Here is a 21,914-nt window from a genome sequence, read left to right as displayed (position 1 = left end):
ACGGGCCGGGGGACGGGGTGGCACTCGGACGGGCGGAGGGGCGTGGCGGTGAGGCATCCTCCGGCTTCGAGGGCGACCGCGACGGCTCGGGGCGTGCCGGGGAACCGGCCGAGCTGTCCGGCACCACCCGGTGCCCTTCCAGGAAGTACGCGTACCAGGCCCTGACCGTGCGCAGATAGGCCGCCGAGTGGTTGTAGCCGAGGATCGCCCTGTCGAGGCCCGCCGGGTCGGACAGGTCCCGCCCGCCCGCGCACAGATAGCGTCCGGCGGCGAGGGACGCGTCGAAGACGTTGTTCGGATCCCTGCGCCCGTCACCGTTGCCGTCCGCGCCCCAGCGGGCCCATGTCGACGGGATGAACTGCATCGGCCCGACCGCGCGGTCGTACGCGGTGTCGCCGTCGTGGGCACCGCCGTCGGTGTCCCGGATCAGCGCGAAGGCCACGCCGTCCAGCCGGGGGCCGAGGATCGGCGTCACGGTCGTGCCGTCCGGTGTCACCCGGCCGCCCCGCGCCTGCCCGGACTCCACCTGCCCGATCGCCGCCAGCAACTGCCACCTCAGCCGGCAGCCGGGCGCCTCACGCGCAAGCCGCTGCTCCGCGCGCCGGTATGCGGCGAACACGCTCGCCGGAAGTGCGGCGGCCGTCTCCGCCGATGCCTCGTCATCGCCGTCCGGCTTCCCGCTCCGCAGCGGCGGCAGCTCGGTGCGGTACGGGGTGTCCCCGGAGACGCTCGGCCCCTGCTCGGCCGGTGTCTGCCCCGGTGCCGGCGCGGAGGCCCGTGCCGGGGCCGTTCCCGGCGCCTGTGACGCGGTCAGCGCCGCCATCGCCGCCAGCGCGGCCGCCGTACCACGCACGCGTCTGCCCCTGTGCCCTGCCACGCCCCGCTCCCCTCCCTGTGGACTGCTGTCGTCTGCTCTACGGGGCAGGGGGGCGGGTCCGTCGCACGGTTTGCGAGCGTGCCACCACGGCGGACTCCGCGCCCCGCTCGACGTCTCCTCCGCCCGTTGGTCCACCGGATGCGCGCCCCGATGCTGGGCCGCCCCGACGAGGCCCGCACACTCGACCGTCAGGACGTCCAGGGGGTCCGAGTGCTCACCCGTGACGACGTCCGCGGCGGAGGGGACCTTGACCGCCGGGGGGACCACACGGTTGCCGGGCTGCTGGGCGACCCAACCGGCGTTCAGGGCGCGGACGTCTTCGGGCCGCGGCGGATGTGCGAGTACCTCACCCCGCAGGGCGACCTCGACCCCGACGGGCCGCCCGAGGGTGGGACGCCTGTCGGACACGCGGTCACGGACCGGACGCAAAAAGTCACCGCACGCCCCTCGTGGCGGCGATGTGTCGTACTCCACACTGGGTTCCGGTGCCTGAGTCCTCGGAGCGCGGCCGATCCGTTCCCCACGGGTCCCACACCCCCGCGGTTCCGCTCATCGCGTACGGGACGGACAGCGGCGAGGCCGCCGACTCCGCCCTCGAAGCAGCGCTGCCGTACGCCTCGGCAGCGATCATCCTGGAGGTCGCCCCCGTGCAGACCCAGACCCTCATCCAGACCGACGCCAGTACCGACGGCACGGAGCCGGACGCGGAGACCGACGTTCTCGTCGCGGTGCCGCCGCAGAGCCGTGTCGCGCACCACCCCGAGGCGGAGCCGGAGGCCACGCCGACCGAGCCGGCGGAACCGCCCGCCGGAGCCCTGGACGCCGTCGACACCGCCGAGCCGGTCGAAGCACCCGTGCCGGCCCGTGCCCGCGCCGACACCAGCGGCCCCTCCTCCGACCTGTTCCGCCAGTACCTGCGGGAGATCGGCCGTATCCCCCTCCTCACCGCGGCCGAGGAGGTCGAACTCGCCCGCCGTGTCGAGGCCGGCCTGTTCGCCGAGGAGAAGCTGAGCACCACCCCCGACCTGGAGAGCCGGCTCGCCCTCGACCTGGACCGCCTGGTCGTGATGGGCCGCATGGCCAAGCGGCGCCTGATCGAGGCGAACCTGCGCCTGGTGGTCTCGGTCGCCAAGCGGTACGTCGGACGTGGCCTGACCATGCTCGACCTCGTCCAGGAGGGCAACCTCGGTCTGATCCGGGCCGTCGAGAAGTTCGACTACGCCCGCGGCTACAAGTTCTCGACGTACGCCACCTGGTGGATCCGCCAGGCCATGTCCCGCGCCCTCGCCGACCAGGCCCGCACGATCCGCGTCCCCGTCCACGTGGTGGAGCTGATCAACCGGGTCGTCCGCGTCCAGCGCCGCATGCTCCAGGAGCGCGGCTACGAACCGACGCCGGAGGAGGTGGCCGCCCACCTCGACCTCCCGCCCGAGCGGGTCAGCGAGGTCCTGCGCCTGGCCCAGGAACCGGTGTCGCTGCACGCGCCCGTGGGTGAGGAGGACGACGTGGCCCTCGGCGACCTCATCGAGGACGGCGACGCGACGTCCCCGGTCGAGTCGGCGGCGTTCCTGCTCCTACGGGAGCACCTGGAGGCGGTCCTGTCGACTCTGGGGGAGCGTGAGCGGAAGGTCGTCCAACTCCGTTACGGGCTGGCGGACGGCCGCCCCCGCACGCTGGAGGAGATAGGCCGCATCTTCGGCGTGACGCGGGAGCGCATCCGCCAGATCGAGTCGAAGACCCTCAACAAGCTGAGGGACCATGCGTTTGCGGATCAGCTGAGGGGCTATCTGGACTGACGTCGTCTGCGGGCCGGTGGGGGTTGGTCGCGCAGTTCCCCGCGCCCCTTAGGTACGTGCAGCTAACGCCCCTTCAGGGGCGCGGGGAACTGCGCGACCAGCCACAACGGGTCCGCAGCCGTCAGTCCACCTCCGCCACCGCCTGCGCGAACTGCGCCTTGTACAACCGCGCATACGCCCCGTCGGCCGCCAACAGCTCCCCGTGCGCCCCCTGTTCCACGATCGAGCCGTTCTCCATGACGAGGATGGTGTCCGCGTCCCGGATCGTCGACAGACGGTGCGCGATGACGAACGACGTACGCCCGTGCGCGAGCTTCGCCATCGCCTTCTGGATGAGCACCTCGGTCCGGGTGTCGACGGACGACGTCGCCTCGTCCAGCACCAGGATCACCGGGTCGGACAGGAACGCCCGCGCGATGGTGATCAGCTGCTTCTCACCCGCGCTGACCCCCGACCCCTCGTCGTCGATCACCGTGTCGTACCCGTCGGGCAGCGTACGGATGAACCGGTCGGCGTGGGCGGCCCGCGCCGCCTCCTCGATCTCGCCCCGGGACACGCCCACCCGTCGCCCACCACCACCCTTGCCGGAGGCGCTTCGCGCCGCCCTTTCGATTCCGGCCCCGTACGCGATGTTCTCCGCGATCGTGCCGCCGAACAGCCACGTGTCCTGCAGCACCATCCCGATCCCGGCCCGCAGTTCGTCCCGGGACATCCGCGCGATGTCGACCCCGTCGAGGGTGATACGCCCGGACGAGACGTCGTAGAACCGCATCAGCAGGTTCACCAGCGTCGTCTTGCCCGCACCCGTCGGACCGACGATCGCGACCGTGTGCCCGGGTTCCACCGTCAGCGACAGGTCCTCGATCAGCGGCTTCTCGGGGTCGTACCGGAAGGAGACCTCCTCCAGCGCCACCCGGCCCCGCAGCTCCTCCGGCCGCACGCCCGGCACGGGATCGGCCTCCTGTTCCTCCGCGTCCAGGAGTTCGAAGATCCGCTCCGCCGAGGCGACACCGGACTGCACGAGGTTCGCCATCGACGCGACCTGCGTCAGCGGCATCGAGAACTGCCGCGAGTACTGGATGAAGGCCTGCACGTCACCGATCGACAGCGAGCCCGACGCGACCCGCAGACCGCCGACGACCGCCACCAGGACGTAGTTGATGTTCGACACGAACAGCATCAGCGGCTGCATCACACCGCTGTTGAACTGCGCCTTGAAGCCCGCCTCGTACAGCGCCTCGTTCTGCTCGGCGAACTGCTGCGCCGACTCCTGCTGCCGCCCGAACACCTTGACCAGCGTGTGCCCGGTGTACATCTCCTCGACGTGCGCGTTGAGCTTGCCGGTCGAGCGCCACTGCGCCACGAAGTGCGGCTGTGACCGCTTGCCGACCCGCGTGGCGACGAAGAACGACAGCGGCACGGTCACCAGCGCGACCAGCGCCAGCAGCCACGACACCCAGAACATCATCGCCAGGACCCCGATGATGGTCAGCACCGAGTTGATGAGCTGCCCCATCGACTGCTGGAGCGTCTGCCCGATGTTGTCGATGTCGTTCGTGGCGCGGGACAGCACCTCGCCGCGCTGACGCTTGTCGAAGTACGACAGCGGCAGCCGCGACAGCTTCGCCTGCACGTCCTCGCGCATCCGGTACATGGTCCGGTTCACGGACCGGTTCACCAGCCGCGTCGCCACCGCCATCAGCAGGCCGGCGACGAGGAACACGACGAGCGCGAACAGCAGTACGTTCCCGACCGCGCCGAAGTCGATGCCCTCGCCCGGCGTGAAGTCGGTGCTGCGCAGCATGTCGGCGATCTGGTCGTCGCCCCGCTCCCGCATCGCCGTGAGGACCTGCTCCTTGGTCATCCCGGGCTCGAACTGCCGCCCGACGATGCCCGAGAAGACCAGGTCGGTCGCCTCACCGAGGATCTTCGGCCCGGCGACCGACAGGCCCACGCTCACGACCACGCAGAGCAGCAGCGCGTAGATGGTGAGCCGTTCGGGCTTGAACTGGGCGACGAGCCGCCTGCCCGACACCTTGAAGTCCAGCGAGTGCTGGTCGGGGCCGCCGCCGGCCATCATCCGCCCCATCGGCCCGGCCATCAGGCAGCCTCCGCTTCCGTCAGCTGGGAGAGCACGATCTCCCGGTATGTCTCGTTGTCCGCCATCAGCTCGTGGTGCCGGCCCGTGCCGACGACCCGCCCCTCGTCGAGCACGACGATCCGGTCCGCGTCCCGGATGGTCGCCACCCGCTGGGCGACGATGACGACGGTCGCCTCGGCGGTCTCGCGTGCGAGCGCCGCCCGCAGCGCGGCGTCGGTGGCGTAGTCGAGGGCGGAGAAGGAGTCGTCGAAGAGGTAGATCTCCGGGCGTTGCACGAGGGTGCGGGCGATCGCGAGCCGCTGCCGCTGACCGCCGGACACATTCGTGCCGCCCTGCGCGATGGGGGAGTCGAGCCCGTTCTCCAGCCGCTCCACGAACCCCTTGGCCTGCGCCACCTCCAGCGCGTGCCACAGCTCCTCGTCCGTCGCGTCAGGGTTGCCGTAGCGAAGGTTGGTCGCCACCGTCCCGGCGAACAGGTACGGCTTCTGCGGCACGAGGCTCACGGTCTTCGCCAGCAGCCGGGGATCCAGGTCCGCCACGTCCTCCCCGTCCACGAGCACCTGCCCGTCGGTCGCGTCGAACAGCCGGGGGACGAGCCCCAGCAGGGTCGACTTCCCGCTGCCCGTCGAGCCGATCACGGCCGTCGTCTCACCCGGCAGCGCGACCAGATCGATCGCCTTGAGCACCGCTTCCTCGGCACCCGGGTAGCGGAACCCGGCGCCCCGGATCTCCAGATGACCGTGCCGGCGCAGCTCCCGCACCGGCGCGACCGGCGGCACCACGCTCGACGACGTGTCCAGGACCTCCTGGACGCGCTCGGCGCACACCTCCGCGCGCGGCACCATCATGAACATGAAGGTGGCCATCATCACGGACATCACGATCTGCATGAGATAGGCGAGGAACGCGGTCAGGTCACCGATCTGCATCCCGCCGCTGTCGATGCGATGGGCCCCGAACCAGACCACCGCGATCGACGACAGGTTCACCACCGTCATGACGATCGGGAACATCAGCGCGAGCAGGTTGCCGGTGCCCATCGCCATCTCGGTGAGCTCGGTGTTGGACTTCCTGAAGCGCTGCTGCTCGTACTCGTCGCGCACGAAGGCGCGGATCACCCGGTTGCCGGTGATCTGCTCGCGCAGCACCCGGTTCACCGTGTCGAGCCGCTCCTGCATGGTCCGGAACAGCGGCCGCAGCCGCCGCACGATCAGGGTCACGCTGATGCCGAGGACGGGCACCACGGCGACCAGCACCGCGGACAGCGGCACGTCCAGGCCGAGGGCGAGCACGATGCCGCCCACGCACATGATCGGCGCCGACACCATCAGCGTGAACGTCATCAACGCCAGCATCTGCACCTGCTGGACGTCGTTGGTGGTCCGGGTGATCAGCGAGGGCGCGCCGAAGTGGCCGACCTCACGCGCCGAGAACGACTGCACCCGGTCGAAGACGGCGGCCCGCACGTCCCGGCCCAGCGCCGCCGCGGTCCGGGCGCCGTAGTACACGGCACCGATGTTGCACACGACCTGCGCCAGCGAGATGCCGATCATCAGGGCGCCGTAGGACAGGATGTAGCCGGTGTCGCCGTTGACTACGCCCTGGTCGATGATGTCCGCGTTCAGCGTGGGCAGGTAGAGCGTGGCGCAGGTCTGCAGGAACTGCAGCAGCACCAGCCACGCGAGGGGTTTTCGGTAGGGCCTGAGATAGGTGCGCAGAAGTCGTATGAGCACGCTGCTTCTCTCGGAGTGGGCGGATCGGCGATGGGGGCGATTGGTTGCCCTTGGCCCCTATCGTCGAACACTCCACCCGCGTTACCTCAACCGATTAAGCCGTCAGCGCGACTCCGTACGGCCTTACGGGTACGACTCCTACCGGTCTCTTAAGTTCCGCTCCGCCCTCCCTGGCCTTCCCTACGACCGGAACGCCCCGGGATGCGTCTGGTCCCGCACCGACACGAACTGCTGCCGCACGGCCTGCCCCACCGCCAGCTCCTCGCCGGGCTCCAGGACCTGCGCGGCCGCGCCCTGCCAGACCGGCGGAGTGCGCGGGTCGAGGGTGCCCTGCGACACCCCGAGCGCCCACGCTGCCTGCCGGGCGGCGCCGATCGCCGCGTAGTCCGCCGGCTGCGGTACGACGACCTGCGTCCCGAACAGCGACGGCGCCGCCGCCTGCACCGCGGGCAGCTCGGCCGCCGCGCCCAGCAGGAAGATCCGCCGCACCTCGACGCCCCGGCCGCGCAGCACGTCCAGCGCGTCCGCGAGCCCGCACAGCATGCCCTCGAAAGCGGCCCGCGCCAGATGCTCCGGCTTCATCGACTCCCGCCGCAGCCCTGTCAGCGTGCCCGCGGTGTGCGGCAGACTCGGCGTCCGCTCACCCTCCAGATACGGCAGCAGTACGAGCCCGTGCGACCCCGGCGTCGACTTCATCGCCAGGTCGGACAGACCCTCCAGGTCGGGCACGCCGAGAAGTTCGGCGGCGCCGCGCAGGGTGCGCACGGCGTTGAGGGTGGTGACCACCGGGAGGTGCATGCCGGTCGCGTCGGCCAGGGAGGTGATCATCCCGGAACTGTCGACGAGCGCCTCGGGATGAACGGCCATCACCGACCCGGAGGCGCCGAGCGAGACGACCGCGTCGCCCAGCCCGATCCCGAGCCCGAACGCGGCGGCCATGGTCTCGCCCGTCCCCGCCGAGATGAGGAGCCCTTCGGGGGTCGTACCCGCCGCCTCCGCCGGCCCGATCACCTCGGGCAGCATCGCCTGATGGCCGAGCGCCAGCTCGACGAGATCGCTGCGGTAGGCGCCGGTGGCCGCGGACCAGTACCCCGTCCCGGAGGCCCCGCCCCGATCTGTGGTCCTTCTCACGGGCCGCCCGAGCAGCTGCCACACCAGCCAGTCGTGCGCCTGCATGAGGACGGCGGAGCGTACGGCGTGCTCGGGCTCGGTCTTGGCGAGCCAGCGCAACTTGGTCACCGGCTGCGCGGCCTGCGGCACACACCCCACGGCCTGCGCCCACGCCTCCCGGCCGCCCAGCGCGTCGACCAGATCGGCCGCCGCGACCTGCGCCCGCTTGTCGCCGCCGACCATCGCCGGGCGCACGGTGTTGCCCTGCGCGTCGAGCGGGACCACCGCGTTCTGCTGCGCCGACACGCCGATGGCCTGCACACCTTCGAGAAGCCCGCCGCCGGCTGCCTCCCCCAGGGACAGCAGCCAGGCCTGCGGATCGACGTCGGAGGGGCGGGAGCCGCCGCCGTCCGGCGAGTCCACCGGATGCGGGGCGTACCCCTGCCTGAGCACGGCCCCTGAGTCCGTGTCGCATACGACGATGCGCGTGAAATCGGGCGAACTGTCCAACCCGGCGACTATCCCCATGGCCCAAATTGTGCCGTAGCGCTGCGCTGGCTCGGGCCGTGGGCGCCGTGGCGGTTCGGGGCGGCTTTCGGGCGCGGGTTCGTTGTGGCTGGTCGCGTCCCACGGCGGAGCCGCATACCGACACAGCCCCGCGCCCCTTGGAGCGTGGCGGTCACCGGCGTCCAGAAGTGCCGCTAGGTGTTGCTCGTGCCCCAGTCGTCTTCCGCGCCGCCGTTGTGGGCGCTGCGTTCCCGCAGTGCGCGGACTCGGTCGGCTACGGAGGTGGGGACTCGGTCGGAGACCTTGTCGCTGACCGTGTGGTAGGCCTTGCCCGCGAAGTGGCGGCCCTGTTGGGCGGCCGACTCGGCGGTGTTGCGGACCGCGGGGTTCTGGGAGATGTCCCGGGCGGTCTTCTTCAGCTGCTCGTAGCGCTCGCGTCCGGCGCGTGTGCCGAGGACGTAGCCGACGGCGAGTCCGATGACGAACGTGAGCCGGTAGCGCATGGCGGCCACCCTTCCCTTGCGTAGGTCCCTGGTGCGGCGTCGGTGCCGGGGGGAACCGATTGGCGGAGCACCCCCCTGCTTGCGCTAATGTATGTGTCGCAGCGAGCGCACGCCCTCTGGCGAATACCCAGGTAGGTGCGTTCGATGCAACGAGGCATTCCTCCGTAGCTCAATTGGCAGAGCAGCCGGCTGTTAACCGGCAGGTTACTGGTTCGAGTCCAGTCGGGGGAGCTCGGTCCTCCGTAGCTCAATTGGCAGAGCAGCCGGCTGTTAACCGGCAGGTTACTGGTTCGAGTCCAGTCGGGGGAGCATGCTGAACGAGGACCCCGTAGGGGTCCTTTTTCATGTCTGATCACCTGTCGTGGAACCGTGCAGGTCGTGGCGGAGTCCTTCTGGGCATGCGAAGTCGACCATACGAAGCAGGAGATCGTATGAGCGGCTATGCTGCGGCAGACGGCGCGCACACATGTACGCGACACGCCGCTATGGGGCGGTAGCTCAGCCGGTTAGAGCAGCGGACTCATAATCCGTCGGCCGTGGGTTCGAGTCCCACCCGCCCCACCTGTGCAGGTCCCTGACCTGCGGAAACGTTCATTTTGTCCTGTCGGATCGTCAACTTTGCTTGAACGAACTGAATCCGCTGCTCGTGAGTTCGGCTCCGTTGTGGTCGGTGTTAGGCCGCATCGCTCTGACCTGCGCGAATTTCGTGGTCTGACGACGGGGCAGGTTCCCGCGGGTGGCGCGTACGAGTCCTTGGGTGCCGGATTCTGGACGCTGGCTGGACGCGAGGATTCAGAAGTGCTGCCAGGGACCTTCGAGTAGGCGGCTCTGCTGGGTCGGCCGCTGGGTACGGAGGCCGCCCGAATGGGGTGCGGTCCGAGCTGGGACGCGAGAACGGCCCGTACTGGAAACGGCCCGGAAAGGACCGGCAGACATGGCGGGACGGGCCGGACTGGGCGGGTCGCGCCCCACTACAGCCGCACCGGTGCTCCTGCTCATCCCGTCCATCGAGAGGCATCGATGGCCACTGCTCAGGCGTGACGTGATCCGGTGTGCAGGCGCGGGTGGGCTTGGTTCCACCGACGGGACCTGGCACCAGAACCGGCAGGGCTCGGCGGCGGCCGCACACCCCTCAACGGAGGTATGCCCGCCCGCCGCCGAGATCACGAACGGGACCCAGGTCAGGGCCGGATAACCGCCGGTGAAGAACAGTGAGACGAGGCCGTCGGCCTGGCCGTAGGAGAGGAACACGCGGCCGCCGACCACCGGCTTCAGCGCGTACAGCAGCTGCGGGCCTACCAGGGCCCATCCTGCGGCGATCAACGCCAGTGGCTTGGCGCCCAGCCGGTACAGCGGCAGCACGAGCAGGAAGAACAGTCCGTAGAAAGCGAGGATCGGCACGACCGGGGTGCCCGTCAGGGCAGGGCGGTGCCAAGGGCCAGCAGGATCACGGCCCTGATGATCACCTTGGCGACGGCCTGCCGGCCGGCCAGGCCGGTCTTCGGTGTGCGGCGGCCGGTGATGAGGGCGACCGCGAAGCCGGCCAGGACGGCGAACAGGGCGGATGAGCGGCCTTGCGCCAGTTCCATCAGGAAGCCGATGACCCCGCCCTGGCTGGGGGCGGGGCCTACGTGGACCGCGTACATGCCGAAGACGGCCAGGCCGCGGGCCAGGTCCAGCCCGATCAGCCGGCCCACGCCGGGCGCGCCGGTCGAGGGCTCGCCGCGCTCGCGTTCGGGGGGACGGCGCGTCGGCCGTAAGCGGCGGGGAGTCTGGGTGATGGGCCATGACCCTCAGGCTGGAGACCCGGGCCGATCATGGACTATCCGGCAGAAGGCTGCCGTGTCCCTGCTGAGTGGTGGGTGCTACCCCGCCGTGTGGCTGGAGCTGCCGCTCGCCGGGCCGCAAGAGCTCTACGTGGCTTTAGGGTCGAGTCGACATGGGCCGGACGGCATGAACGAAGGTGAGGCGGAGCGCGTGATCCGGGTAGTGGTGGTCGACGACGAGGCACTGGTCCGCTCGGGCTTCGAACTCATTCTGGGCGCGTCCGAGGACATCGAGGTCGTCGCGACCGCGAGCGGCGGCCACGCGGTGGAGGCCGTCCGGCGGGAGCGGCCGGACGTGGTGCTGCTGGACATCCGGATGCCGGACGTCGACGGGCTCACCGTCCTGCGCGAGCTGCGGACGATGCCGGATCCGCCGGTGGTGGCGATGCTGACCACGTTCGACGCCGACGAGTACATCCTGACCGCGCTGAACTCCGGCGCGGCCGGCTTCCTGCTCAAGGACACGGAGCCGGAGCAGCTTGCCCACCTGGTGCGGACCCTGGTCGCGGGCGGTGTGGTGCTGTCGCCCAAGGCGTCGCGGACGCTGCTGCACAGCCACCCCGGCACCGAGGCGGCCGTCGACGAGGAGGCCGCGCGGGTCCGGCTGCTCACCGCGCGGGAGCGCGACGTCCTCGTCCTGGTGGCGGAGGGACTGTCGAACGCCGACATCGGGGCGCGCATCCACCTGGGGGCGGGCACGGTGAAGGACCACGTCAGCGCGATCCTCACGAAGCTGCGGGTGACGAGCCGGGTGCAGGCCGCGCTGCTGGCGCAGCGGGCCGGGCTGCTCGACGAGCGCCCGCGGTCGGAGGCCGGCCGATGAGCCGTGCACGTGCCGTGTGGCAGCGGGTTCCCGCGCCGGTCGTCGACATCGTCCTGGTGGCGGTGGCGGCCGTGGACGTGCTGGTGGTGGACATGTGGGAGCACACGCGTCTCGAGGTCACGCTGGCCGCGGTCGGCTGCGCCGCGTTGGCTTTCCGGCGCAGGTTCCCGCTCGGCGTCTTCCTGCTCACCCTGCCCATCGCGCTGATGCAGGATGTCGCCGTCGCTGTGCTCGCGGCGCTGTTCACGCTGGCCGAACGCTCCCGCAACCGCCGTCTCCTCGCGGTGTGCGTCGTCCTGGCCGCCGTCGCGAGCAGTACTCCGTGGCCCCTGGCCGCGGAGTACCGGACCATGACCCTGGTCTTCTTCGTGTACGGCCTGGCAACCAGCGTCGCCCCGGTCCTGTTCGGCCAGCTTCTCCAGGCACGACGGGACCTGGCGCGGCGGCTGGCCGAGGTCGAGGAGGCCAGGGAGCACGAGCGGACCCTGCACGCCCAGGCCGTGCTCGCCCGTGAACGCGCCCAGCTGGCCCGCGAGATGCACGACGTGGTCTCCCACCAGGTCAGCCTGATCGCCGTACGGGCCGGGGCGTTGCAGGTCGCCGCCAAGGACGCGGACGCCAAGGAGGCCGCCCGCACGATCCGTTCGCTGAGCGTCACCACCCTCGACGAGCTGCGCACCATGGTCACGCTGCTGCGTGCCTCGGGCGGCAAATCCACTGAGCTGACGCCGCAGCCCACCTTGGCCGACCTGCGCAAACTGGTGGAATCCAGCGGCACTCACACGGAGCTGACGGGTGAGCTGCCGCCCACCGTGGGCACGCCTGCCCAACGCGCCCTTTACCGCACGGTTCAGGAGGCGCTGACCAACGTCCGCAAGCACGCCCCCGGCGCCAACGCTCGCGTCGAGCTGTGGCAGGACGGGGACGGTATCGGAGTGACCGTCACCAACACCCCTCCCACGCGCCCCTCCCTCTCCTTGCCCGGTTCGCAGCAGGGCTTGGTCGGCCTGCGGGAACGGGCCGAGATCCTGCACGGCACCCTGGACGCGGGCCCGACTGCTCAGGGCGGCTACCGGGTGCGGCTGTGGGTTCCCCTGAGCGCGGACTGACATGCTGTTCTGTCGGCTTGCGGCTCACGCGGCTCACACGTGAGCCTCAACCGGCAGCGCACGACAGCCCTGATCGCCGCCTCACTTCAGCAGGGTGCTGACCAAAGCGAAGGCCACTCCCAAGAGCGCGTCAGTACCGCCGATCCTGACGGCTCGTCCCCACGTACGGCCTGCGGCCCGGGAGGCGAGCAGGCCCCAGCCCAGGAGCAGGACGGTGTTGATTCCGAAGGCGACGTACTCGATGCCTGTGGAGTGCCACCAGCCAAGGCCCGCCCCCCACAGCAGCAGTGTGGTGGGCAACGCCGCCACTACCAGCGGCCATTCGGCGAGGTTGCGCGCGCCACTCCCCGTATGCCGGGATGGCCCTGAGCATCGCGGTGAGTGATCTGGTGGGCGTATCCATGAGCCAGGGCCGAGGCAAGGGCGGTGAACAGGACCCACACGGCGTCGTCCATGCGCGCCGCCCGAGTCACCTCGCCGAACTGCGTGAGCGCGGCAACGGCCGAACTCGACACCAGGAGCCCGTACACGCCGCCGAACAGCGCAGTCGGCTGGGCCAGCCAGTCCCATAGCCCACGTCCGCAACGGATGGCGGACTCGGTGCGCACAGGCGGGCTTTCGCGGTCTTGGTTTCCGTGGGTGCCGGTGCGTGGGGTTGTCCGGCCGGGACTGGGACAGTGGACGACCGGACAACCTTGCGTGGGGTGGGTCATCGCGCGGGGGCCAGGAGCTGGGTGGCCGCCAGCCGCGCGTACAGCCCGTGGGCGGACAGGGACGGCTCATCCGTCGTCGGAGCGGATGCGGTGTTCACGAAGTTCCTTTCTTCTGCGGTGTCGTGGCGTCACAACCCGGTACGCGGGCCGAAGTGCCGGGGCAGTCCTCGCGCTCCCTGTGTCGGCGCGGTCTGTCATGCCTCCAGCCTTCAAGCCCGGCCGCCACGGGCCCATCCGGCAACCGTCGGGTCCACCCCCGCCAAGTGGCCGAACAACACCGCCCGTCCGGTCGCACCGGACCGACCGGTCAGGACGAGACTCCGCCTGTCGGCAGGGCAGTACCCGCCGATCGGCGGGGGAGAGCCCGAAGACTGCCGGATGGTCCGCCCCCGGACGTCCACGCGAGGTTCTCCGTATGACACAGACACAGCCGCCGCAGGAGACATCAGCTCCGCAGGAGAACTCGCCTCCGCCGCCCCGGACCTCCCCCGAGCCCCCGGCCTCGCCCGGTCCCTCGATGGGACGCCTCGTCGGGGTGGACCTGGCCCGCGCGCTGGCGGTGTTCGGCATGTACGTCGTGCACATCGGCCCCCCGCTGTCCGCCACGACTGGCGTCGGCAGCTGGATCCGATACATCTCGGACGGCCACTCGTCGGTCCTGTTCGCCACCCTCGCCGGGTTCTCACTGATGCTGCTCGCCGACCGCCGCGAGCCCAAGACCGGCCTGGCGGGCCGGCAGGCGAGGGCCCGCATCGCGATCCGCGCCGTGATCCTGCTGGCGCTGGGCACCGTGATGGCGATGGAGTACGGGGGCGTGATCATCCTCGGCTTCTACGGCGTCTACTTCCTCCTCGCCCTGCCCCTGGTGCGACTGAGCGCCAGGACCCTCGCGATCATCGCGGCCGCGTTCGCCCTCGTCACACCGCAGCTGGCGTTCGCCCTCACCTCGCTGCTGACCCCGTCGGTCCAGCAGAGCATCAACACCTACGACCCGCTCCGCCACCTCAGCGAGGTCGGCGTCCTCGATCTGCTGCTCACCGGCTTCTACCCGGCGCTCACCTGGATGTCGTTCGTCATCGCGGGCATGGCGCTGGGCCGCCTCGACCTCTCCTGCGGCACCATCCAGAAGCGCCTGGCCGCGCTCGGCGCCACCCTCACCGCGGCCGCCTACGGCATGTCCCTGCTGCTCGCCGGCAAGGGCGCGTTGCGGAGCCTCGCGGAAGACGGGTCGTCGTCCGGCGGCTCCGGTTCGATGCCCACCGGCAGCGGGTCGATGCCCGCTGATGCAGGGTCGTTCCCCGACATGCCCGCGTCGTTTCTGCTGAAGGCCGGGCCGCACAGCGGCACCACGTTCGACATCATCGGCAGCGTCGGAATCGCGATCCTCGTGATCGTGGGCGCGACGGTGGCGATGGACCGTCTGCCGCGACTGCGCCGCCTGGCCAAGCCGGTCATCGCCGTGGGCACCATGTCCCTGACCGCCTACGTCGGCCACTTCCTCGCACAGTCGGCACTGTCCACGCCCGCCGGAACCGGCACCCAGCAGTCCTGGCTGCCCCTGATCATGTACGTCCTCGGAGCCATCCTGTTCGCCGCGATCTGGTCCCGCTTCTTCCGCCGCGGCCCCCTGGAGTACCTGCTCAACGCCGCCACCAAGCCGGCGAAGCACATCCGATGAGACCCGGGCCGGGGTGTGAACCTCCACACTCCACCCCGGCCGGGCCGCTCATGGATCCAGCATCTGCCGCTGCTGACCCAACGCCCATCCGGACAGGTGGTGCTGGGGCAGCCTCCGAACAACCCGCACTAGAAGGTTTCGAGACCCTCTCATCAGCTGGGGAGAGGACCGGCTGATCGAGCTGCTGTACGACGATGTCGAGCGGCATGTGGAGGCGCTCCGGTCGAGGCTGGAGCTGGCCGCTGGCGATGTGCCGAGAACATGCCTGCCGCCGCACGGCCGTGGTGGGACCCGGAGTCCGATCCGATCGCGGATGAGCTGCGGTGGATCCAGCACCTGGACGACATCGGCGCCCCGGAACCGGAGGCGGTGCTCACCAGCCGGAAGGCGTTCAGCTTCCTCGCCGCGAACAACGCCTACCGGGCGGCCTACTACGGGTCGGTGAACCCGTCGACGACGCTGACCGCGGGTCACACGGCCGAGGGCACGCGGTCGCGCCATTGCTCACACAGGCTGGCAGCGATGAGGAGTTGGCGTAGGCGGCACGCCGAGGTGCCGACGCCTTCCAGGGAGACAGGGATGCCTCCTAGGTCTCGCTCTCTGTGGCCACGTACGTCGTCGCGGCCCTTTCGTAGATCCGCCCCACGGTCTCCCGTTCGCTCGCCGGCCCGCGAACGAGCACCACGTGGTAGCGCCCGTCGACGAGGAGGACGAGGTTCCGTGCGAACACTTCCTGTCCCCGCTCGTCCTTCTGCCAGGTGAACTGCCCTTCTGCCAAGGTCCGGTCGCCGACCTCGACGAGGCGGAAGCCCGAGGCCGTGCTCCACGTCGCCTCGCGGTAGGGCTGCAGCTCGGGTTCGTCGTTCCTTTGGTATTCGATCAGACCGTCCGGATACGCCTTCACGCTGTCCCGGCCGGGGACGACGAGGAGCTCGTACGAGCCTTTCGTATAGCGGTACTGCCCGTCGGTGTTCTGGGCGTGCCGCTGCCATCTGGCCGGCACTTCGAGTCCGAACTCGTCTTCCCGGACATGGACATAGCCCTTGGCGGCGGTCACCGTAGGTGTGGGGGAGGCCGTGTGGGACGACGTGGGTGAGCTGTCGGCGCTCGGCTGTTTCCTGCCACCGCCCGGCCAGCCGTCCGTCGCCAGGAACACGAGCACGAGGGTTGCGGCGATGGCGGCGGCCCCGAGCCACGGTCGTCGGCCGTTGCCGCCGCTCTTGGCCGGAACGTCGTGTCGGCCGGCACCCTCGCCCGCTGCGCCGCGCAGCGCCCTCACGACCCGGTCCGCCTCAGGCCGCTCGTCTGGCTCCTTGGACAACAGGTCGGCGATGACGGAGGCCAGCGCGTCCGCTCGCCGCGTCTCCGGCGTCTTTGCCGTGAGCACCGCACCGACCGTCCCCTCCACCGACTCCCGCTGGAACGGTGACCACCCCTCCACCATCTGGAAGAGCAGCACGCCCAGCGACCACAGGTCGGAGGCGGGGCCCGGGCGTCTGCCGCCCATGCGCTCCGGCGCGGTGTAGGCGAGCGACCCCATGAACTCGCCGGACCGGGTCAGGGACTCCTCGCCCGCGATGTACGCGATGCCGAAGTCCGAGAGGACCACGCGACCGTCGGCGCCGAGCAGCACGTTCCCCGGTTTCACGTCGCGGTGCAGGACACCGCGGGCGTGGGCGGCGGAGAGGGCCTCCAGTACGCACAGGGCGATCCGTGCCGCTTCGCGTTCGGGCAGGGACCTCTGCCGTTCCAGGAGGGCCGCGAGGGATTCGCCGTGTACGCGCTCCATGACGATCCAGGGGCGGCCGTCTTCCATCACCACGTCATGGACGGTCACCACTGAGGGGTGGTTCACCCGGGCCGCGGCGCGCGCCTCGCGCAGGATCCGTTCGACGCGTGACGGCCCTTGGGCGACGTACGCCTCCTTCACGGCGACTTCCCGCCCGACGAGCACGTCGAGTCCTGCCCACACCGCGCCCATGCCGCCCGCGCCGAGCTGCTCGCCCAGCCGGTACCGCCCGCCGATCAGCCGTCCCTCGGACGCGGCGGCCTCTGCCTTTCCCCCCGACACCATGCAGGCATCATGCCGGAGTGCGTGGCCGCCCGCCGGGGGATCAGCCGTCCGGGGGAAGAGCCACCCCGTCGGAGCGGGCCCGCCCGGACACCGCTGCCACTCGATGCCGGAGACGCCGACCGGACCGGGCTCGGCATCCCGCCGTCGGCGTCGCGGCTCCGTGGCGCTCCCGTGGATACGCCGGGCGTGCGTGCCACGGAGGCTGGGCATCGTCGCGCCCTGCTTTTCCTCCCGTTCACTACGTGAACATGTGAAGCGGGGGCAGCGCACACCCATCCGGAGACCTCATGTCCCGCTACTTGTTCGACAACGCCGCCCGGCAGACGCAGGCCCGCCTCATCGCCTTGGAGTCGTGCTACGACGCCTTCTCGCGCCGCCAACTGGAACTCGCCGGTCTCACCGAGAACTGGCGGTGCCTGGAAGTCGGCGCGGGCGGTGGCTCGTTGGGGGACTGGCTCGGTGAACAGGTCGGCGCGGACGGCGAGGTGACCGTGACCGACATCGAGCCGCGCTGGGCTGAGGCGGCGCCACGGCCACGCCCCGCGAACGTTCGGCTGCTGCGCCACGACATCGTCCACGACCCTCTGCCGGGCCAGTACTACGACCTGGTGCACGCCCGGCTGGTGCTGCTGCACCTGCCCCAGCGGCTGCGTGTGCTTCAGCGGTTGGTGACCGCGCTGAGGCCGGGTGGCCGGCTGGTGCTGGAGGAGTTCGACTGCTCCTGGATCCCTCTCCTCGCGGTTCCCGACGAGGGTGCGGCCGATCTGTTCGAGCATGTACTGGCCGCTCTGTGGGCGCAGTTGGAGAAGGCCGGGGCCGACCCGCGGTGGGGCCGTCGAGTGTACGGAGCCATGCGAGCGGCCGGGCTGGAGGATGTCACCGCTACTACCTATGCCGAGTCGTGGCCCGGAGGCAGCACCGGCGCCTGCCTGCACCGCGCCAACATCGAGCAGGTGGCCGGGCTGCTGACCGCCGACGGGATCACGGCCGACGAACTGGCCCGGTTCTACGCCCTGATCCAGGATCCGGCGTTCGCGGTCAATTCCTACCCTTTGATCAGTGTGCGCGGCCGTCGGCCGGAGACGGAGGCCGCGCGATGACCGCCCCGCACCGCTACCGGGAAGTGCGCCTGCCTCCGACGGAGGAGCCGCTCGCTCTGATGGTGTGGCTGGCCCGCAGCGGCTTGTTCGACCCCTATGTGGTGTACGAGCGCCTGGACGAATGGTCCTTTGCCGGGGGCGCTCTGGCATCCGTCCGGCTCGATGCGGGGGCCCGGAGCCTGTCCGCGGTGGAAGAACGGCTCGCCGCCCTTGAGGTGGAGGGCTGGCGGGCCTACGGCTGGGCGGCGTTCGAACTCGGGATCGCGCTCGCCGGATGCACCCCGGGCACTGACAGCGATCTGCTGCACCTCATGGTGCCCTGCGACGAGGTACGGGCCGGCCGGCACGGGGTGCTGGTGCGGTCCGTCAGCACCGAGGGCCTCGACCGCCTGGTCAGCCTCGTCACTGCGGGCGGCGAGTCCGCGTCCGAGCCGGCCGGGCGGATCGGCCTGGCCGTCGCCGACACGGGCAATTACCGTGCCGCCGTGGCAGCCGCCCTGGTCGACCTGCACGCCGACAGCCCGCTGCAGAAGGTCGTCCTCTCCCGCCACACCCCGGGCTCCCCAGGGCCTGCCAGGGCCGGTCGGCGCCACCGGCGTGGCTCCGGAATCACACCAGGACACTCACCTGGCAATATGAATGGTCAGACTCGGTCGCCGCTACCGTCGTGGTGAGCAGCCGCATCGCATGCCCGTAGAGAATGTGGTCGTTCTGCACGCCCTTGGGCGTCGTGGGGGTTCCCTCGAACGCGCTCAGGTACTTTCCCGGAAGTAGAGCCTCCTTGAGTAGCTCTTCTATCCGTCCATAGTTTGCGTCAAGGGCCGCGAACGCTGTGCCGGAATCGCCGATTTCCAGCAGATCTTGCGTGAGCATGTCCCACATCGGCGTGAACATCGGCTCGGTGGGGCTCGCCCCGAATCGATGCAGGGGAAAGCAGTGCCCGTTTATCAGGCCGAGCGTCCTGTCGTCCAGATCTATCGATGCGACGACATAGCCCTTGTCGTGGAGCTTCCAGGGCTCACCATTCGGGCTGGCGCCCTCCAGTCGGAAATTGGGAAACTGCTTGTAGGTCACGTCCTTGATGGGGAACTTGGACAGGATGCCGAGTGCCAGGGAGGCGTTCTCCGCCATGTGTGATTCGCTGGTGGGGCATGACGCGACGTATGGATACCCACCGCATCGCGCCAGGTATTCCGACTGGCCTTCCTGGCGTCCGTCGTAGTCGTGAGCCTCTTGCAGGCACACCACGTCGGGCACGTGCTCTTTGAGTACCGAGGCATAGTAGTCGAGTGACGGGATTCCGTCGCGCTGATGAGACTCCCCGAGGATCCCGCCCCCGATGTTCCAGGTAGCGAGTTTCAGGAGTGTAGGGCTCATATATGCATCATCCTATGGGGAGAGGGAGGGCATTTATCGAATCGCCTTGGTTCTGCTACCGGGCCAGGGGTCGGGCAGTTCACCCGCTCCGGTCCGCCGTCTGTGCCGTGGCGGCCGACACCCTGAAGGTCGCCGCCGTGGCCGTCAGCGCGGCTTCCACCTCGTGGCTGGTCTCGCCCCGGAAACGGAAGCGGCCACCGACGTGTTCGTAGTAGGCGTCGGCCGCTGGAAGGACGTCTCCCACCTTCAGCAGAGCCTCCGCGTACAACCCCGGCACCGTGCCCAGCATCGAGAGCACGTCGGTGATCCGGCACGGGCGCTCCGCCGGGGCCGGGATCAGCAGGTATCCGCCGATCTCGGCGCGGTCGACTGTCCGAGGGTCCGGTACCGGCAGGCCCATCTGCAGCTGGAACGCCGCGGACATCAGGTCGTAGCCGTGCAGTTCGCGCCAGATGAACGGGATCTCCGCGCCTCCGACCCGGGCGCCGACCTCCAGGAAACTGCACCTGGGAGCACCCGTTGATGTGTCGACGAACAGCTCCAGATGGAAGACGACCGGGGTGTCGGACAACGCGCGGAGATAATGCTCCGCACCCTCTCTGATGGCCCGGTTGATTTCGGCGTTGTCCTCCTCGACCGAACCGAGGAAGGTTCCCTCGCGAAATCCCAGACACGTGTTGACGTATCTGGACGCCCGCCACAGCGGAATCGCGCTCCCGGTGAAAACGCCGTCCACATGGTAGATCTGGTGGGGGTTGTAGGCCTGCACCATCATGGGTTCGCCGGAGAAACGCAAGGCGGCGAGGTCCGCGGGTCCGTCGAGCCGTACGACGCCCTCGCTAGAGCTTCCGGACCGGGGCTTCATGATCAGGGGCCAGCCGTGCGTGGCGCCGAAGGCCCGGACGTCGGACTCGTCGCTCGCGATGGCGAAAGCGGGCAGGTCCAGCCCGGCCTTGGCGACCCGCTCCGCCATCAGGTATTTGTCGCGGAAGTGAGCCAGGTCCCCAATCCGCTGCCCCGGGCAGTTCCATTCCTCGCGCAGGGCGGCGGCGACCAGCAGATCGTCCTCCTTGAGCGCGACGATCGCCGTGGGCGGACCATGACGGTCGACGAGCCCACGCACCGCGGCACGGACCGATTCGAGGTCGTCCGTGGCTCGTACGACCACGACCTCCGAGGCCGAGTCCGGCACGGACCGCAGCCCGACCTCGGTCGAGACGTAAGTGACCTGGTGCCTTTCGTGGTCCAGGTAATCCGCGTAGAGGGCGTATCGCTCACGCCAACGGTTGATGACGACGACGTGCGGCGTGCTGCCACTCACAGTTCGTACATCCCTTCACCATCCAGGTAGTGGACGGTGCCGATGTCCCGCATCACTATCTCTTCGTGCTGGTGAAGCAGAATCACAAAGCCGACGTAACTCGAGTCGTTCGTCGTGGGAACGAGTTGTCCGCCCACGGGCACGAACTGGCGAAGCTCGTGGAAGCTCTCCAGGTTCTTGATCGCTTCGAGGTGCCGCAAGGAGCGCAGGGTGCCGGCACTCGGGGACACGAGTGCCACCGACGCGAGGTGGCGATCGATCTGGTAGTCGGCGTCGCATCGAGCGAAGAACCGCTCAGGCCGCACATAGGCGTCGACGGTCCAGTCCAACGCCGACTCGCCGGTGGCGAGTTGTACGTAGTGCGGCAGATCGCCGCCCGCGATCCGAGCTCCCATCTCGATCAGCACGGGGCCGGTACTCGTCAGCTTCATCTCCAGATGCGACGCGCCATGGCGCACCCCGAGTGCGTCGAGCACCTGGAACGCGTACTCGACGAGCTGGTCCTGGACTTCCCCCCGGCGGGGCATCAGATAGACCGAGTTGCAGATGTCCTGCATGCCGTTGACGGAGATCCGGGTGGTGCCGATGACGTCGCACACATGGTGCCGGCCGTCCCTGCTGACCGTGTTGACCACGTATTCGGGGCCGAAGAGGTATTCCTGGGCCACCACACCCGTGTTCTCCTCGGAGAAGACGTTCTCCGAACCCAGTATCTTCCGGAACGCGGCCACGCTCTCCTGCGGTGTCTCGCAGAAGGAAACGCCGTCATTGGCGGCGCTGCGCAGCGGCTTCAGCACGACCCTGCCGCCCGACTCCTCGTGCCACTGGCGCAGTTCTTCCTCGTCGGAGACCAGGAGCTGGCGAGCGCCCCGAAGGCCCGCCGCCTTGATCGTCTCGATCATCCTGAACTTGTCCCGGCGGGCAGGGCTCAGAGCAGTGCCGTTGGTGGGCAGGCCGAGTGCTTCGCTGAGCCGGTCGGCGAACTCCACACCGAACTCGCTGCCCGCTACGACAGCGACCGGCGCGTAGGCGCCCGCAGCGCGCAGCGTTTCGGCGAAGTCTCCCGAGTGGACGATGTTGTCGGCGTAGAGGCTCAGGTCCACAGAACCCGCGTAGACCCGCGGCACTTCACCGGAACTCTGGACCCGAACACACTCGTAGCCGGCCTTGCGGAATTCCGGCGGGAAGAATCGTGCGGGGCCGAACGCGTCGACGACGAGTACGTAACCGTTGGTTTGCACCAAGTTCTCCAAGGGTCGAAGAGGA

Annotated in this window: 19 protein-coding genes and 3 tRNA genes; 9 read left to right on the top strand and 13 right to left on the bottom strand. The window is 69.7% G+C overall.

Going from position 1 to position 21,914, the window contains the following annotated elements; translation table 11 throughout:
* On the bottom strand, nucleotides 1-823 hold an 823-nt coding region (locus ADK36_RS33085; protein WP_053200076.1), incomplete at its 3' end, for a lytic transglycosylase domain-containing protein.
* Nucleotides 824-1,362: 539 nt separating this feature from the next.
* On the opposite strand from ADK36_RS33085, the gene ADK36_RS33080 reads away from it, so the two are divergent.
* A complete protein-coding gene (locus ADK36_RS33080; protein ID WP_048584420.1) occupies nucleotides 1,363-2,673 on the top strand; it encodes an RNA polymerase sigma factor in 1,311 nt (436 codons plus the stop codon).
* A gap of 121 nt (nucleotides 2,674-2,794) precedes the next feature.
* Here the strand turns inward: ADK36_RS33080 and ADK36_RS33075 are convergent, their stop codons facing one another.
* The 4 genes from ADK36_RS33075 to ADK36_RS33060 all read right to left on the bottom strand — a co-directional run bounded on the left by ADK36_RS33075 (nucleotide 2,795) and on the right by ADK36_RS33060 (nucleotide 8,627).
* Nucleotides 2,795-4,774 carry an ABC transporter ATP-binding protein gene (locus ADK36_RS33075; protein ID WP_048584419.1) on the bottom strand — a complete coding sequence of 660 codons (1,980 nt, stop codon included), beginning with the start codon at nucleotides 4,772-4,774 and terminating at the stop codon, nucleotides 2,795-2,797.
* Nucleotides 4,774-6,507: an ABC transporter ATP-binding protein gene (locus ADK36_RS33070; RefSeq protein WP_048584418.1), complete on the bottom strand. Its 1,734-nt coding sequence runs from the start codon at nucleotides 6,505-6,507 to the stop codon at nucleotides 4,774-4,776. The genes ADK36_RS33075 and ADK36_RS33070 overlap by 1 nt, the downstream gene beginning before the upstream one ends.
* A 180-nt stretch (nucleotides 6,508-6,687) precedes the next feature.
* Nucleotides 6,688-8,145, bottom strand: a complete 1,458-nt coding sequence (locus ADK36_RS33065) for a xylulokinase (protein WP_078916498.1) — start codon at nucleotides 8,143-8,145, stop codon at nucleotides 6,688-6,690.
* A gap of 173 nt (nucleotides 8,146-8,318) precedes the next feature.
* Entirely contained in the window at nucleotides 8,319-8,627 is a 309-nt protein-coding gene (locus ADK36_RS33060) for a YtxH domain-containing protein (RefSeq protein WP_048584416.1), read from the bottom strand.
* Nucleotides 8,628-8,785: 158 nt separating this feature from the next.
* Here ADK36_RS33060 and ADK36_RS33055 point away from each other — a divergent pair.
* The 3 genes from ADK36_RS33055 (at nucleotide 8,786) to ADK36_RS33045 (ending at nucleotide 9,188) form a co-directional block, all read left to right on the top strand.
* Nucleotides 8,786-8,858, top strand: a tRNA-Asn gene (locus tag ADK36_RS33055).
* A gap of 5 nt (nucleotides 8,859-8,863) precedes the next feature.
* Nucleotides 8,864-8,936 (top strand) — tRNA-Asn (locus ADK36_RS33050).
* A gap of 178 nt (nucleotides 8,937-9,114) precedes the next feature.
* Nucleotides 9,115-9,188 (top strand) — tRNA-Ile (locus ADK36_RS33045).
* 231 nt (nucleotides 9,189-9,419) lie between these two features.
* On the opposite strand, the gene ADK36_RS51625 is transcribed toward ADK36_RS33045, so the two are convergent.
* Both ADK36_RS51625 and ADK36_RS51620 read right to left on the bottom strand, forming a co-directional pair.
* On the bottom strand, nucleotides 9,420-10,028 hold the full coding sequence (locus ADK36_RS51625) for a hypothetical protein (protein WP_425315339.1): 609 nt from the start codon (nucleotides 10,026-10,028) through the stop codon (nucleotides 9,420-9,422).
* 14 nt (nucleotides 10,029-10,042) lie between these two features.
* Nucleotides 10,043-10,324, bottom strand: coding sequence for a hypothetical protein (locus ADK36_RS51620; protein ID WP_425315338.1), 282 nt, complete (start codon nucleotides 10,322-10,324; stop codon nucleotides 10,043-10,045).
* 256 nt (nucleotides 10,325-10,580) lie between these two features.
* On the opposite strand from ADK36_RS51620, the gene ADK36_RS33035 reads away from it, so the two are divergent.
* Together ADK36_RS33035 and ADK36_RS33030 are read left to right on the top strand one after the other, a co-directional pair.
* The gene (locus tag ADK36_RS33035; protein WP_030043109.1) at nucleotides 10,581-11,276 is read left to right on the top strand and encodes a response regulator; all 696 of its coding nucleotides are present in this window, start codon (nucleotides 10,581-10,583) and stop codon (nucleotides 11,274-11,276) included.
* Entirely contained in the window at nucleotides 11,273-12,385 is a 1,113-nt protein-coding gene (locus ADK36_RS33030) for a sensor histidine kinase (RefSeq protein ID WP_048584415.1), read from the top strand. Before ADK36_RS33035 ends, ADK36_RS33030 begins: the two co-directional genes overlap by 4 nt.
* Before the next feature lie 81 nt (nucleotides 12,386-12,466).
* Here the strand turns inward: ADK36_RS33030 and ADK36_RS50625 are convergent, their stop codons facing one another.
* Nucleotides 12,467-12,685, bottom strand: a complete 219-nt coding sequence (locus ADK36_RS50625) for a hypothetical protein (RefSeq protein WP_234329966.1) — start codon at nucleotides 12,683-12,685, stop codon at nucleotides 12,467-12,469.
* 8 nt (nucleotides 12,686-12,693) lie between these two features.
* Nucleotides 12,694-12,993 carry a hypothetical protein gene (locus tag ADK36_RS50620; protein WP_234329965.1) on the bottom strand — a complete coding sequence of 100 codons (300 nt, stop codon included), beginning with the start codon at nucleotides 12,991-12,993 and terminating at the stop codon, nucleotides 12,694-12,696.
* Between the two features lie 520 nt (nucleotides 12,994-13,513).
* Here ADK36_RS50620 and ADK36_RS33020 point away from each other — a divergent pair.
* Complete coding sequence (locus ADK36_RS33020; protein ID WP_234329964.1) at nucleotides 13,514-14,776, top strand: DUF418 domain-containing protein; 1,263 nt, start codon at nucleotides 13,514-13,516, stop codon at nucleotides 14,774-14,776.
* A 586-nt stretch (nucleotides 14,777-15,362) separates the two neighbouring features.
* Here the strand turns inward: ADK36_RS33020 and ADK36_RS48300 are convergent.
* A complete protein-coding gene (locus tag ADK36_RS48300) occupies nucleotides 15,363-16,850 on the bottom strand; it encodes a serine/threonine-protein kinase (protein ID WP_053084727.1) in 1,488 nt (495 codons plus the stop codon).
* A 287-nt stretch (nucleotides 16,851-17,137) separates the two neighbouring features.
* Between ADK36_RS48300 and ADK36_RS33010 the strand changes: the two genes are divergently transcribed.
* On the top strand, nucleotides 17,138-17,950 hold the full coding sequence (locus tag ADK36_RS33010; protein WP_053200072.1) for a methyltransferase: 813 nt from the start codon (nucleotides 17,138-17,140) through the stop codon (nucleotides 17,948-17,950).
* Nucleotides 17,947-18,624 carry a hypothetical protein gene (locus ADK36_RS33005; RefSeq protein ID WP_048584412.1) on the top strand — a complete coding sequence of 226 codons (678 nt, stop codon included), beginning with the start codon at nucleotides 17,947-17,949 and terminating at the stop codon, nucleotides 18,622-18,624. The genes ADK36_RS33010 and ADK36_RS33005 overlap by 4 nt, the downstream gene beginning before the upstream one ends.
* Here the strand turns inward: ADK36_RS33005 and ADK36_RS33000 are convergent.
* From ADK36_RS33000 to ADK36_RS32990, 3 genes are all read right to left on the bottom strand, one after another.
* Nucleotides 18,560-19,327, bottom strand: a complete 768-nt coding sequence (locus tag ADK36_RS33000) for an endonuclease/exonuclease/phosphatase family protein (RefSeq protein WP_053200070.1) — start codon at nucleotides 19,325-19,327, stop codon at nucleotides 18,560-18,562. The genes ADK36_RS33005 and ADK36_RS33000 overlap by 65 nt on opposite strands.
* Nucleotides 19,328-19,406: 79 nt before the next feature.
* Nucleotides 19,407-20,648, bottom strand: coding sequence for an ATP-grasp domain-containing protein (locus ADK36_RS32995; RefSeq protein WP_053200068.1), 1,242 nt, complete (start codon nucleotides 20,646-20,648; stop codon nucleotides 19,407-19,409).
* Complete coding sequence (locus tag ADK36_RS32990) at nucleotides 20,645-21,889, bottom strand: ATP-grasp domain-containing protein (RefSeq protein WP_048584409.1); 1,245 nt, start codon at nucleotides 21,887-21,889, stop codon at nucleotides 20,645-20,647. The genes ADK36_RS32995 and ADK36_RS32990 overlap by 4 nt, the downstream gene beginning before the upstream one ends.
* Nucleotides 21,890-21,914 lie beyond the last annotated feature (25 nt).

This window comes from Streptomyces viridochromogenes (assembly GCF_001270495.1).
Lineage (GTDB): Bacteria > Actinomycetota > Actinomycetes > Streptomycetales > Streptomycetaceae > Streptomyces > Streptomyces viridochromogenes_A.
This window is presented reverse-complemented; position numbering and strand designations above follow the sequence as displayed.